Source organism: Wujia sp. (assembly GCF_056872695.1).
Window position 1 is genome coordinate 19,730 of record NZ_DBMFCD010000008.1, and the last position, 14,249, is coordinate 33,978.

General features: G+C 42.3%; 12 protein-coding genes. 1 reads left to right on the forward strand and 11 read right to left on the reverse strand.

The window, feature by feature from the left end; genetic code table 11:
- Positions 1-27: 27 nt before the first annotated feature.
- From dnaG to ACZQK9_RS08685, 7 genes are all read right to left on the reverse strand, one after another.
- Entirely contained in the window at positions 28-1,842 is a 1,815-nt protein-coding gene (gene dnaG / locus ACZQK9_RS08655; RefSeq protein WP_178017004.1) for a DNA primase, read from the reverse strand.
- Positions 1,843-1,872: 30 nt separating this feature from the next.
- Positions 1,873-2,880, reverse strand: coding sequence for a deoxyguanosinetriphosphate triphosphohydrolase (locus tag ACZQK9_RS08660; protein WP_483270329.1), 1,008 nt, complete (start codon positions 2,878-2,880; stop codon positions 1,873-1,875).
- A gap of 149 nt (positions 2,881-3,029) precedes the next feature.
- Positions 3,030-4,157, reverse strand: coding sequence for a peptidylprolyl isomerase (locus ACZQK9_RS08665; protein WP_483270330.1), 1,128 nt, complete (start codon positions 4,155-4,157; stop codon positions 3,030-3,032).
- A gap of 152 nt (positions 4,158-4,309) precedes the next feature.
- Positions 4,310-5,191, reverse strand: a complete 882-nt coding sequence (locus ACZQK9_RS08670) for a carbohydrate ABC transporter permease (protein ID WP_483270331.1) — start codon at positions 5,189-5,191, stop codon at positions 4,310-4,312.
- Positions 5,192-5,206: 15 nt separating this feature from the next.
- Positions 5,207-6,190, reverse strand: a complete 984-nt coding sequence (locus ACZQK9_RS08675; protein ID WP_483270332.1) for a carbohydrate ABC transporter permease — start codon at positions 6,188-6,190, stop codon at positions 5,207-5,209.
- A gap of 189 nt (positions 6,191-6,379) precedes the next feature.
- Positions 6,380-7,780, reverse strand: a complete 1,401-nt coding sequence (locus ACZQK9_RS08680) for a hypothetical protein (RefSeq protein ID WP_483270333.1) — start codon at positions 7,778-7,780, stop codon at positions 6,380-6,382.
- Positions 7,781-8,116: 336 nt separating this feature from the next.
- Positions 8,117-9,226: an alpha/beta fold hydrolase gene (locus ACZQK9_RS08685; RefSeq protein WP_483270334.1), complete on the reverse strand. Its 1,110-nt coding sequence runs from the start codon at positions 9,224-9,226 to the stop codon at positions 8,117-8,119.
- A gap of 201 nt (positions 9,227-9,427) precedes the next feature.
- On the opposite strand from ACZQK9_RS08685, the gene ACZQK9_RS08690 reads away from it, so the two are divergent.
- Positions 9,428-10,333, forward strand: coding sequence for a hypothetical protein (locus tag ACZQK9_RS08690; protein ID WP_178017010.1), 906 nt, complete (start codon positions 9,428-9,430; stop codon positions 10,331-10,333).
- A gap of 177 nt (positions 10,334-10,510) precedes the next feature.
- Here ACZQK9_RS08690 and ACZQK9_RS08695 read toward each other — a convergent pair whose 3' ends face one another.
- The 4 genes from ACZQK9_RS08695 to ACZQK9_RS08710 form a co-directional block, all read right to left on the reverse strand.
- Positions 10,511-12,142, reverse strand: coding sequence for an ABC-F family ATP-binding cassette domain-containing protein (locus tag ACZQK9_RS08695; protein ID WP_177982868.1), 1,632 nt, complete (start codon positions 12,140-12,142; stop codon positions 10,511-10,513).
- Between the two features lie 215 nt (positions 12,143-12,357).
- On the reverse strand, positions 12,358-12,543 hold the full coding sequence (locus tag ACZQK9_RS08700) for a hypothetical protein (RefSeq protein ID WP_178017011.1): 186 nt from the start codon (positions 12,541-12,543) through the stop codon (positions 12,358-12,360).
- Between the two features lie 68 nt (positions 12,544-12,611).
- Complete coding sequence (locus ACZQK9_RS08705; RefSeq protein ID WP_483270335.1) at positions 12,612-13,190, reverse strand: zinc dependent phospholipase C family protein; 579 nt, start codon at positions 13,188-13,190, stop codon at positions 12,612-12,614.
- Between the two features lie 23 nt (positions 13,191-13,213).
- A complete protein-coding gene (locus tag ACZQK9_RS08710; RefSeq protein WP_483270336.1) occupies positions 13,214-14,152 on the reverse strand; it encodes a glycosyltransferase family 2 protein in 939 nt (312 codons plus the stop codon).
- Positions 14,153-14,249: the final 97 nt, after the last annotated feature.

A 14,249-nucleotide genomic window follows, 5' to 3' on the forward strand; every position in this document is an offset into this window, starting at 1 on the left:
GTTCCATCCTTCCATTGTGATTATATTCTATCCATTCTTCAACGAAATATGCAATTTCGTGAGTCTTCCCTTTTCTGCAATCACTTCCGGCAATTTTTCCGGATTTGCAGCAATATTTGCAAGTTCATAATCTATTCTTGCCATTTTGACTTTTCTGATCAAATCATTGATCACACGTTCGCGTTCCTCCTCTGTAATTTCAACATCCAGTTCTGTTTGCAAAATCTTTGCAACTAAACGCTGTTTTTCTATATCTTCAAACAGATTTACAATCGCTGCCGGATTCACAGTTCCCGTTTGCCGATATTGATCAAATAAACGTTTTGCCACTGTGTGGTAATCCTCATCAATAAAATCATCCTCCGACAAAATGCCTTCTAACTGTCGGAATAGCTCCGGTTGTCCAACCATCCACGTTAACAGCAATCGCTGCGGCTGTGTTTCCCGATCAGAGGCACCCTCCCTCGCTGTACGATTCATCTCCGGCATCTGAACTTCCGATACAGGCTGTACCTCTCCTCGTTCATCGCTCTGCGCTCCTGTCTGCAATCCAATTGTTCCGTATTTCGTCACCATGGACTTTAAATCAGCTGCATCTATATTGTATTTCTCTGCAACCGCATCTATATAACTATGACGTACAACCGGCTCATCTAATGCTGACAACCGTTTAGCAGCATCCTTTGTAAAACGGATTTTTTCCTCCGGATCGCGCAGATTATATCCCTTCGCAATTCCATCAATCTCAAACACAATTCCTGTAGTTGCATTTGCAATCCGTTCCTCAAACGCATCCTTTCCCAGATTATGTATAAACTCATCCGGATCCTTGTACGGCTTTAGGTCAATCACTCTTGTAGATATTCCAACCTCCCGCATAATGCCAATTGCTTTCATCGTTGCGTTTCTGCCTGCGCCATCACTGTCATACGCCAGATACACTTCATCCGTATATCGCTTTACAATCGTTGCATGTCCCATCGTGAGCGCCGTTCCCAACGATGCCGCCGCATTATCAAAACCTGCCTGATGCATTGCTATGACATCCATATATCCCTCACACAAAATGATTCCCCGTCGTTTGGACCTGCGTGCGATATTCATTGCAAACAATGTATGACTTTTATCAAAGACAGCCGTTTCTTTAGTGTTGATGTATTTCGGCGTTCCATCACCTAACACACGTCCTCCAAACCCAACAACCTTTCCGTTAATATCCATAATTGGTACCATCGCGCGGTTCCAGAACATATCCTGTCCGCCCCGACGTTCATCAATCCGTACCAACCCGGAATCCTTCATTTGCGCATCGGTATACCCCTGTTTCTTCAGATACTGATATAAATCATTCTCATAAATATTGGCATACCCAAGACCAAATCGTTGAATCGTATCATCCGAGAATCCCCGGTTATGATAATATTCCAATGCATGCGCGCCAGCCGGTGTCGCAGTGAGCAGATAATTAAAATAAATAGCTGCTGTGCGATTCATCTCTTTTAAAACCGTCTTATAATTTTCCCGTTGCCGTTGTTCCTTCGAATAATTTTGCTCTGGCAAATTGACGCCTGCACGTTCAGCAAGCATCTTCAATGCTTCTGGAAACGAGAAATTCTCATATTCCATCACAAATGTTATAACATTCCCCCCGACACCGCATCCAAAGCAATGATACATCTGTTTATCCCGATTTACATGAAAGGACGGCGTTTTCTCGTGATGAAACGGACAGCACGCCATATAAGAATTTCCACGACGTTTCAATGTCACATATCCACCGATCACATCCACTATATCGTTGCGACTCCGCACTTCTTCAATTATATCCTCTGAATAATACAACTTTCTTCCTCTATTCTATCGCCCAGATATTTATTCCTTACTCCACGATTTCGGAATAAATATCCTTTTCGCCATATCAATCGCATAATTATCTGTCATTCCTGCTATGTAATCACAGATCACCGTCTCTTTCGGTTCTCCCTGTTCGATAAATTTCTGATATTCATCCGGAAGCCGCTCTTCATGTTCCATAAATTCTTCATATAACATTCCAATCAGGCGTTCCGCTTTCACTTCCTCGCTTTTCGCAATCGGATTGGTGTACAGATCCCGAAACATAAACTTACGCAATTCCTGAAAGGCCTGCTGGTACTCTTCCGGCAAAACCACATCCTCAACATCACCGCTTGCCTTTACAACCGTATGAATCAACGTATTAATCCGGTCACGTGTACTATGTCCCAAAAGGTTTGTGCATTCAGCCGGCAGCATCTCCTCCGTCAATATCCCTGCTCGGATACCATCATCAATATCATGATTCACATATGCAATCTTGTCTGACATACGGACAATTTTTCCCTCCAGCGTCGCCGGTTCACAAGCACTTCGATGATTCAAAATTCCATCACGCACTTCCCATGTCAGATTCAGACCCGCTCCATTTTTCTCCAGTTTCTCCACCACACGAATGCTTTGCTCATTATGACAAAACGGTTTGGATGTATACTTGGAAAGTGCCCGTTCTCCAACATGTCCGAACGGCGTATGGCCAAGATCATGTCCCAAAGCAATCGCTTCCACCAGATCTTCATTCAGATACAAGGATCTGGCTATCGTTCGCCCAATCTGCGCAACTTCCAGCGTATGCGTCAGTCTGGTTCGGTAATGATCTCCACCCGGTGACAAAAAGACCTGCGTCTTATGTTTCATTCTTCGAAATGATTTAGAATGTAAAATGCGGTCCCTGTCACGCTGGAACTCAGTACGTAAATCACATTTTTCTTCCTGCCGCACCCGTCCCTTTGTTTGATCCGCAAAGCAGGCACATGTACGGTAAATTTGATGTTCTCTTTTTTCTAATTCTTCTCGAATTGTCAATTTCTTTTCCCTTCGTCTACGCAGAAAACTCACCTATATAATATATTCCACACTTTTCTCATTTTCCCTTTATTTTTTTACAAAAAAATACGAAACAATTCTATCTCGAACTGTCTCGTATTTATAACCTATATCTATATACGTATCAGCTAATTGGTTGTCGAAGATGTATCTGCCAACACACCACCATCTTGCAATGCCTGTGCCAGTCCTGATAAATCATAATCTGCCCATACTGTGCCTTCCATATCTTTCTCTGTATCAACTTCAATAGAGCTGAGCCACTGCTTTTCCAAATTATCAAACTGCGTATCTACAGTATCTTTTGCAACCGCATATGCATAATTTTTCATCAAATCCTCATCATGTGCTGACTTCATATGAATCACCGCATATCCAAGCTGTTCTTCCAATACGCCAGAACAATCGTCATTTTCCAGATTTTCTATCGCTTTATTTACACTATCTGTAAAACTTCCAACATATCCGGTTCTCTCAAAATAATAATCCGACACTCCATACTTTGCCGCAAGCGACGCTGCATCTCCGCCTGCCTCCAGTTCCTTCAATAACGCCTCTGCATTTTCTTTTGCCTTTTGCTTGGATGCATCATCTACATATTTATAGCTTCCATCTGTATTCGTTGCCGGAACATCCTCCGATGTTGTCTCAACTGTCGGGAATAGAATATAATCAAAAATTGTAAAATTATAGTCCTTTACCTTTTCTTCAATATCACTCTGCGCTGTCTTACCCATATCATTCTTGATATCATTTTCAAACTTTGATACATACGTCTGTTCAATAAAAACTTTACGAACAACATCCTCGGAAATACCATACTTCTCAAGCAATCCATCTGGCATGGATTTCAAAAAATTGTTAATCGTGTTATTCGTTGTCTCCATATCGCTATCATCCAGCGTTACATCATTGTGCTGTGTTACATCATACAGAATTTTGGTTGTCCGAATCAACGACAGCGTTTGTTCCTTATAAGTATCCTGATTTGTTTCAACCGTTGCAACCGTTGCGTTATTGGTTACAAGTGCCTGAATCGCATACACCAGAAGTTCATCCATATATATATCATAATCACCAATTACCATGACCTTTGTTGTAGATGCCTCTTCCTGTGTCATCGTACCAACATTGGACGATTCCTTCTTCGAACTGCTCAGTCCGTTACTACAACCAGTCAACGATGCTGCAGCCATGCTCAATGCAAGCACAGAAGCAGCCACCTGTTTCTTTAAATACTTCTTACCTTTAATCATTTTGGTCCTCCAACCCTTTCTTTATATGCATGTTCTATTTTACTTTTCTTTTTGTCTATCGTCAACTCTTTTCACAGTAAATACACAGAAAGCAATCATTTATCAGACATAAAAAAAGGACCGCTTGCGCGATCCTTTTAAAATCCTTGAAATTACTCCTTTACACCGCCAAGAGCTACACCGGCAATGATGTACTTTGATAATGTGAAGTATACAATGAAGATAGGCAATACTGTCAAGAACAGACCAAGGTAGATAACACCATAATCCTGTCTGAACTGCTCTGAACGAAGAGCCATGATGAACATAGGCAATGTCTTCTTTGCTGTATCTGTCAGCATCATAGAAGGTGTATACAAGTTATTCCATGATGTGATGAAAGCGAAGATCGCCTGTGTAGCCATAGCTGGCTTCATCAAAGGTAATGCAATCTTATTGAATGTAGAGAACTCTCCAGAACCATCAATTCTGGCTGCCTCAATAATCTCAAGCGAAAGACCTGTTGCCATGTACTGCTTCATGAAGTAATATGTAGCAGGTGATGCTGCAGCAGGAAGAATCAATGGCCAGTAAGAATCATACAGATGAATCTTCATCATGAACTGCATGAAACCGATGATAGAAACCTGTGCAGGAATCATCATGATAGCCATAATAAATGTATGAGCCGCATTCTTCAGCTTAAAGTTATATACTGTAAGACCATAAGCGGTCAGTGTAGAACAATATACTGTAAGGATTGTAGCCGGTACAGAGATAATAGCACTGTGAAGCATAGCGCCCCAAAGTGAAGTACCTACGCCTTCTGCCTTTGCCATCAATCCTGAGAAGTTCTTACCAAACTGTGCGAAAGAACCTGGAAGCAAATGTACACCAGTCTTGATTGTGTTAGAATCCAATGTTGAGTTCACGATCATCAAATAGAACGGGAACACACTGATGATACAGAGCAACACACAAATGATTGTTCTAAATATCTTCGTTGCACGAATACGTCCTGAGTAGCTTGCTTCAACTTCTGCGTTTTTAGCCATTATTCGTACACCCCCTTATCGAATTACAGCATGCTTCTGCTTCGGCTGTCTGTCTTTTGTTACAGCGAAGAAGACGATACTGATTACCATTGTTACAAGGAACAGGACAATAGATGAAGCGGCTGCTTTACCATAATCCTTAGATGTGAATCCAAGTGACTTGATCCACATTGTAATTGTCTCTGATGCATAGTTTGGCTTACCATTGAAGGACTGGTCAACGTTGAACAGAGATGGAATATCATACATCTGCAGACCACCGATAGCGGATGTTACCAGATTGTACTGGATAATCGGCTTCAACAGTGGCAATGTAATCTTGAAGAACTGCTGCTTGCTGTTTGCACCATCTACCATGGCAGCTTCGTAGAGTGATGGGCTGATACCTAAGATACCTGCAATCAGGACGATCATAGAGTTACCATACCACATCCAGAACTGCATGAATGCAATCAGTCCGATTGTACCACCAGGGCTCTCCATGAAGTCATACTTCTGTCCGATGATGTGTGCATTTCTAAGCATCATAGCGATAGGTCCGTTTGCATTAAACAAACTGTAGAACAATACGGCGATGGAAGATGCTGTAATGATGTTCGGCATGAACATCATGATCTTGAACGCGCCCTGTCCCTTTAATTTTACGACTGTATCTGTAAACCAAGAAGCCAAAAGCAATGCTAAGAGGATCTGTGGAATGAAGTTCAAAACCCAAATCTTCAATGTGTTGCCAATGGTCTTAACTGTCATAGTATCAAACCATGATACAACCTCAAGGTTCTTTCCGGAACCCTTTGTAGTTGCAAGTACCATCACGTAGTTCTTAAGTCCGTTAAAATTCGGTCCCTGGAACTTTCCGAGTTTAATCTGGTAATATTCTACAAAACTGAGGTAAAAAGTATAAATCAACGGATACAGCTGGAATACAAAAAATACTAAGAAGAATGGAAGTATGAAAAAGTATCCATACTTTCCATATTCAACTGTCTTTTTCTTCATGATTTCACTTCCCCAACCTTTTCATAATTTTTAAACATATTTTTCGCGTCCCCCGTTAGACATTTTACAGGTAATACTGATTGGAGTATTATCTGTAAAATGTCTAACAGCGGTATGTTTTTTTAAATTATGCACCGGGCGTACCCGGTGCATAACCATAAATTCATATCAAATATAGGTTCCAGTAAATTACTCTACTGTAAGGTTCTGGTAACCATCTCTGATAGACTGCTTGATTGCCTCTACAGCGTCATCAACAGTTGCAAGCTCATCTGAGTTGTATGCCTCTGAAGCATTGTCAAGGTAACCATTGAATGTTGAATCGTACTCTGTAGCGTACTGAAGGTTGATCTTAGCAGCATTCTCTTTCCAAACTGAAAGTGGGTTAGCGCCACCAAGAACTGGTGATGATCCCTTACCATCAGCGATCAACTGATCTACAACTGCCTGGTTGTTAACATAGTCAAGAGTCTCGTCTGAGAGCTTGTACATTGTATCTGAATCACAGCAAAGTGTGTAAAGAACAAGTGCTGCAAGTTCCTTGTTAGGACACTGATCTGTTACACCAAGGTATGTACCACCCCAGTGATATGTTGTAGGACCCTGGCACATATTTCTCTTTCCATATGTAGCAGAACCTTCCTCGTCATTGATTGACCAGTAAACGAACCATGTACATCCAAAGTAACCGAATACATCACCTGTGAAGTCTGTGTTCCAACCATCTGACCACTGAGCGTTGTTGTTTGTGTACTCGCCATCGTAAAGCTTCTTAGCGAACTCAAGATACTCTGTGATAACTGGGTCGATGTTAACTGTGTCATTCTCTACCCATGCAGATGTTCTGTTGTCGATAATTGGCTTCTTTGCGTCTGAAGGGCCAGAAAGCATCTTGTAACCAGCCTGCTTCATTGTCTCAGCTGTCTTAAGGAATGTATCCCAATCCTTTACATACTCCTGAACTTCAGCTGGATCAGATGTTCCGAGAACTTCATCAGCGATATCTGTTCTGTAGATGAAACATCCAGGTGTTGCCTGCCAGCACATACCCTTAAGCTTGCCATCGATTGTAGCATAGTCAATTGTATACTGGTAAGCGTTGCTGTACATATCAGCTGTGATTCCAAGATCCTCAACAGGAACGATTGAATCAGAGCTTAAGAAGTACAGAGCAACATCATCATCACAAGCGATGATTGAAGGTACCTTGTCACCGCCGTTAGCGATAGCATTCTCGATTGAGCTCTTGTACTCATCAGATGTTCCGCCAAGACCAAGGTTCTCATACTGAATGAGGTCAGCATACTGAGGATACTTATCCTTTACATACTGAAGTCTGTCACCAAGCTCTGTGTTCCATGAGTAAACATAGATTGGATCGCTGTCTTCTGCAGGCATTGGAAGAGCCACCTCTGCGTTTGATGCTGATGCGTCATCTGCTGTAGCGTCATCTGTTGCGGCTGCCTCTGTTGTTGTAGCCTCTGTTGTAGCCTCTGTTGTTGTTTCCTCTTTCTTGTCGCCACAAGCCACAAGAGAAAGTCCCATTGCAAGTGCCAATGACAATGCCATTGCTTTTTTAAATTTCTTCACAAAAAAACCCTCCTTTAATGTGTTTTTGTCATTTTAACCTCCATATCATATCTCCTTTCAAACATTCCACAGATAAATCCTTCTAAAATTCGTATTATCTATGTGCAATTTAAACGAAGCCTACGACATATCGGTCAAATAAGACTTGTTTGAACCTGTTATTATTCCAGTCTAAGACTGTCGGTTCCTTAGTTAATTGTGAAATATCATAACATACTCCGTCATGACTAAGGTAATTATAGGACATATTTACCAAGTATGCAAGTACTTTTTCACTTTTTCTTCACGATTTTGTGCATTATTACTATAATTTGGATTAAATATGTCAAAATCCGCCTAATCATCCAGGTATGCTTTGATTAATTTTGCTACGTTGTCCGGATCATAGGTGTATAATCTCGATGGGCCAGACATCTCTTCAATCTGTACATTCTTATACTGACTGTAATACGCTTTCTTGTCTGCGTTGTACTCTCCGACATAATCTATGTCATCCGCGTCACCTGCACTTGCATCGGTTTCTGTACCATACACTTCCTTCAGTGCACCCTCATACTCTTCCCGCACGGATGTATCATCCTCGATATACGGCGCCATCAGCGGATTGGCAAGTATCACAAGCATAGGTGTCTGCTCCGGCCATCCCATTTTCTTCACTACAGCAGCATTATGCACTGCCTGCAGGTCCTCCTCATACATATCGGAGGTATAAAAATTCTTCGAGATCAGCGCCTTACGCACAATCATTTGTTTTTCCGTATATACAGCGCCAAAATTGTCCGGATAGACACTCTTTACATAGCGCTGTCCGCCAATCATTGCGAATTTTACCATCAGATAATTGAAGAATCCGCAATACTGTTCCTCAGTTACACCCTCAAAATCGTCCGCTACCGAAATGTTGATTCCAATGATTGACTCAACCTCATCCGGATATTTATCTGCCCAATAGGTTGCCTCCAGCCCTGCAATGCCATTCGGCACCAGTACATATGGTCCTTTGACATTCACTTTTTCCAGTGCTGTCCGAAGCTCTGTGACAATGCTTTCAATGTCTTTATCCGTCTTCGTCGCATCGCTGTAACCAAATCCGCTCCGGTCAATATACACAAGGCGGTACTCCTGCAACTTGCCAAACAGCGGCTCTAACGCAACCGAGTCATCCGTGATACCATTGCTATGGATAAAGACCAGTGTTTTATCTGCATTTTCATCGCCATCTACAATCACATGTACAGAATGGCCACCGACATCCACCATCTGCCCCTGCGGATTCAGATATCCTCGTTCATCCGCCAACTTGTTTTTGTGGATCAAAAGCAGCACGCCGATCACAATCAGATTGATTGCAATCGCCGCTCCGAATATAATAATAAATATTTTGAAAAACTTATGAAGAAATTCTTTAAACTTCTTTTTTTCTTTTTGATTTGCTTCTTTTTTCACGTTACTATACCCTTTTCCTATATTTTATCGCATTTTGCATACCTATATATAATAATGTAGATTATTTGAAATGTAAATAGTTTTCATATGTGTGATATTTATTTCACAATTTTACACTTTCTCCCAAGTTGCTTCTATGTTAATATAGTAGAAAGTTTTATTTGAGGAGGAATCCCGTTTATACAGGGAGCGAACACAAACATGAGCGATCAGGAAAAATCTACAAACAATGAGCAAAAAGCCAGCACAGATACCACCAAAGAAATCAAAAAATCCCAGTCAAATGAATCCGTACCAGAAGATACAAAGGAAACAGAAAGCGAAAAGGACTCCAAAGATGCAAAACCAACTGTCAACACTGAGGACAACCTCGAATTACACAGTCTGAGTTTCCGCGACCGCCAGCGCGCCAAGCGCGCACGGCTCAAAGAACACATGGATGGCATGTCAAAAGGGCAGAAATTCGGATACATTCTCTCTTATTATAAGGGAAAGATCATCCTCGGTCTGATTCTGCTTGCGATCTGCATAGCAATTCCAGTCACAATTTACAAGAAAAGTCGTCCAGTTGCTCTGTCCTACTGCATCGTCAACGCGCCGGAGCCATCCGCAGTGGACACGTCCTTCGTCGATGAATATCTGGACTTTTACAATCTGAATGGTGCTTACCAGTTAGAGAGTGATGTGACAGTGCATTTGGACAAGGACACTTACCTGGAAGAATACTCGCAAAACTCCAGTGCATCGATCTATACAGAACTGCCAATGCTGTGTTTCAACGGTTATTATGATGTCATGATCATGGACGAAAAAGGGCTGGAATACTGTGCTATGCAGGAAATCATCTATCCTTTGCGAAACTATCTGCCAGCCGAAATCTATTCTGAGGTAGAATCCCGTATCTGCTCCGCAGACGATAACGACGGGGTAAATGTGCCTTTCGCGATTGACATCAGCGATACAGATTTTGCAAAGGGGTTAAAGCTCGGTTATGACAAAGTATATCTGGGGTTCCCAGGGAACACAGAACGGAATTACATCAACGCAAAACGGATGTTAAAATTCATTCTGCATCTGGATATTGATACGGAAACAACTTATCAATAAAATGAAGCATTGTATGGTTCCTGACTATCACTTATGTTGCATAAGCAACAAGAATGGACAAGCCTCTCCGGAAGCCTGTCCATTCTTGTTGCTTTATTCTTTATTCTTTACTCTTTACTCTTTTCGTATCTTCAGATCTTCACCTCTGACGCAAAGCCATATATTTTACCATTTTGATCAATCCTGGTCATCACTTGCCATATTCATGACCTGACGTTTTCTTGCAAGCTCATCGTTCGCAAGGTATTCGTCGTAGGTTGTCTGCTTGTCAATCAGACCTGTGTTCGTAAGCTCCATGATGCGGTTCGCAGTTGTCTGTACAAACTGGTGATCCTGACATGCAAAGAGGCAGACGCCAGGGAACTTGATCAGTCCGTTATTTAATGCTGTGATGCTTTCCATGTCCAGATGGTTTGTTGGCTCATCGAGGATCAACACATTGGAGCCCATGATCATAAGCTTTGATAACAGGCAGCGTACTTTCTCGCCACCGGAAAGCACCTTGACCTTCTTCACGCCATCTTCGCCCGCAAACAGCATTCTGCCAAGGAATCCACGTACATACGTTGCATCCTTATCATCCGAATACTGTGCCAGCCAGTCTGCGATTACAAGATCGTTATCAAACTCCTTCGTATTATCTTTCGGGAAATATCCCTGTGACGTTGTAACGCCCCACTTATAGCTTCCCTCATCCGGTTCTTCCTCTCCGGCAAGGATACGGAACAGCGTTGTCGTTGCAATCGTGTTCGGTCCAACAAACGCAATCTTATCATCATGTCCGACTGTAAAGGAAATGTTATCCAGCACTTTCACACCATCAATCGTCTTGGAAATGTTCGATACAGTAAGCACCTCATTTCCAATCTCTCTCTTCGGGCGGAAATCAATGTATGGATATTTACGGCTCGATGGGCGGATCTCATCAAGCTGAATCTTCTCCAATGCACGTTTTCTGGAAGTTGCCTGCTTGGACTTTGAAGCATTTGCCGAGAAGCGCTGGATAAACTCCTGCAGCTCTTTGATTTTCTCTTCCTTCTTCTTATTCGCTTCCTTCATCTGCTTGATCATAAGCTGGCTGCTCTCATACCAGAAATCATAATTGCCGGCATAAAGCTGGATCTTCGCATAATCAATATCTGCGATATGAGTACATACCTTATTCAGGAAATAACGGTCATGCGATACAACAATAACTGTATTCTCGAAGTTGATCAGGAACTCCTCCAACCATGCAATCGCATCGAGGTCCAGGTGGTTTGTCGGCTCATCCAGAAGCAAAACATCCGGATTACCGAACAGTGCCTGCGCGAGAAGTACCTTGACCTTCAGGTTGCCATCAAGTTCGCTCATCATCTTATAATGGATATCTGTATCTACACCAAGTCCGTTCAGAAGTGTTGCAGCATCGCTCTCCGCATTCCAGCCATCCATCTCTGCAAATTCTGCCTCGAGCTCTGATGCGCGGATACCATCTTCGTCTGAGAAGTCCTCTTTCGCATAAATTGCGTCCTTTTCCTTCATAATGTCATACAGGCGCTTATTCCCCATAATAACGGTATCTAATACCATATATTCATCATATTTAAAGTGATCCTGCTGAAGGACCGACAAACGCTCGCCGTCGTTCATGATAACTTCGCCATTCGTCGGTTCGAGTTCTCCCGAAAGAATCTTCAAGAACGTAGATTTACCGGCTCCGTTCGCACCGATCAGACCGTAACAGTTTCCTTCCGTAAACTTTATATTTACATCCTCAAACAAAGCCCGCTTTCCAAGCCGCAGGGTTACATTATTTGCACTAATCATATTTTGTTTCCTTTCTTTTCTCATCATACAAAGCCGCTTTATCTGCTTTGTCCAGATAAATCCACAATGAGTATATCAACCGCCCCCTTTTATGTCAAGCTTTATACCATACCCCGGCACGATCCTTCTGTCACAATCTCCGCCAGTCAGGTCAGCAGGTATAAGCGCATAACAAAAGGGACTTTCGAAAAAGTCCCTTCGATTCATATAAATTCTTATAAATCTTTGACGATCGGATCGTACAGATCCAGTCTGCAATGCTCATCCTCTGCAAAATGTCTGCAATTCAGGCAACTCTTCTCGTCGTCTGCCACATTGCAAAAACAAGATTTGCGCTCGCTCTTGTCATAAGCGCTGCAACGCTCGGCTACTTCTCTGTAAACTTCTGCTCCAGCTCGCATACAATATCCTCCTTCTCTGAACCGACTTTATTCCAGTTCTCGGATAGTATGCTCAAAAACGTCATGCTTTATGCCGTGCCAGTCGCGAGTTGCAACAACGAATGCATCACTGCCAGACTCACAATATACGAATATGCACAATCCAGATTTACATCACCCCGGTCATGCATATAACGCTCGTGTTTTTCCTTAATATAATCAAGCAGTTCCTGAAATGAGCAGATTGTCGGCAGCATCCTTTCATCATACTGCATCTCTCCGCTTTCATACCGATGACGGACAAAGCTTCGGATTCGGTGTTTCAAATCCTCCTCATATACACAGTGATCCTTCAAGCTTCCCGGATAATGTGAATTATGTGGATATGTAAAATAATCCGCAATGTAATGCAGGATCACACCCATCCGGATACTCGATAAAATCGAAACGCCCTTTTTCTTTGTTTTATAATGCTTCAAGAATCCAAGCATCTTCTTTTCACACACATCAAACGTATCATCGATACAGTGACGTTTTGTCAAAAAAGAAGGTGTGCAATCCGGAAGTATACTTCCAACATACAGGGAAAAATGATGTCCAAACCGCTGTTCTGCGGACAGTCCGTGTACAACACCTTTTGTCAGTGATATGTGTGACTTCTTACGCATGATATGCCTCCTTTACCTTCCGGTTATCTGCGACGTTCCCACGTCATGTTTTTTCCGATCTTCCTCGAAATGATATAGCGCGGGCGGCATTTTACCTCCTCATAGATCTTCGCAATATAATAGCCGATGATTCCTAGTCCCATCAGGATAAAACTCCCCATAATCAAAATCAGAAGAATCACCGTCGTAAATCCTTCAACCGCATTCCCGGAAAAATATTTCACAAGTGTCTGTATACCTAGTATAACCGCAAACAGGAACCCAAGTATACCGGTAATTCCTACCATTGTCATTGGAGCAGAGGAAAAGGAAACAATATTGGAGATTGCATAGCGAATCAACGATTTTGTTGACCATTTTGATTCTCCAACCTCACGTTCCCGTACATCAAACTCCACTGATGTCGTCCGGAATCCAATCCACGACGAAAGCGCTCTAAAAAACGCATTCCGTTCCGGCATCTCCAGCAATGCTTCTACCGCACGTCGGTCAAGCAGTTTAAAATCAGACGCATGAGACATATCAATCTTTACAGCCTTCGAGATCATCTTATAAAACAGTCCCGCGCTCATCTTGTGAAACACGCTTTCCTTTCCACGCGTGCGCTTGACACCTTCCACCACTTCATATCCCTGCTGCCACAACCGATACATCTCTACGATTGTTTCAGGCGGATGCTGCAAATCACAATCCATCACAACCACACATGAACCGCCTGCATTCTCAAGTCCCGCCATCATCGCAGATTCTTTTCCAAAGTTTCTGGAAAAATGAACGCCATTTACATGTTCATCTTCTTTCTCGGCATTCACTATTTCCTGCCAGGTTCCATCCTTGGAACCATCATCTACAAATACAATCTCGTACTCAATTTCTTCATTTTGTAAAATCCCGCCTATCGTTGTTGCTGCTTTTTTTATCATTTTTTCTTCATTATAGGCAGGTAACACTACTGATAACATCTTTTCACCGTTTTACACTTTCCTGTTTGTTATTACCAATATTATTTTATCACACTTACCATAAATAAAAAAGAGGCAGTCCTTGTTTCTGCCTCTT